1 protein-coding gene is annotated in these 551 nt (G+C 47.7%); it reads left to right on the top strand.

Features of this window, described 5'->3' with window-relative positions; genetic code table 11:
* A partial coding sequence (locus tag ACTHUM_RS18235; protein WP_440403714.1) for a sigma-70 factor domain-containing protein occupies positions 1-551 on the top strand: 551 nt, incomplete at both ends.

The following is a 551-nucleotide window of genomic DNA, read 5'->3' as shown; positions in this document are numbered from 1 at the left end:
AAGCAGCACTCTCCAGCGCAGATTCAGAATTCGGTCGCACAACCGATCCTGTACGTATGTATATGCGTGAAATGGGTCAAGTCGATCTGTTGACGCGTGAAGACGAAATCATCATCGCCAAAAAAATCGAAAATGCACTGAAAAACATGGTGCAGGCAATCTCCGCCTGCCCTGGCTCGATTGCCGAAATTCTGGCTTTGATCGAACAAGTCCGCAACGACGAAATCCGTGTTGATGAAGTGGTTGAAGCCATCATCGACCCTAATGAAGTCTTGTTGAACGAATTGGGCTTGGGTCATTTGGAAAATGCCAAACCAGATGACGAAGAAGGCGAAACCGTTAGCGATGATGAAGATGGCGACGATGAAGATGAAGACGATTCAGGTAGCGACTCTGAAGCCATATCCGCTGCCCATTTGGCCGAACTGAAGCAAAAAGTTTTGGAACACTTCGCCTTTATCGAGAGCGAATACGGCAAAATGATCAAGCAGTTGGAAAAACACGGTAGTCAGCACGCCAACTACCTGAAACACCGTGATGCCATTGCCAAC

Source organism: Neisseria sp. P0021.S006, from assembly GCF_051956895.1.
The sequence above is the reverse complement of the archived record's forward strand: the minus strand, read 5'-3'. Positions and strand labels throughout refer to the sequence as shown.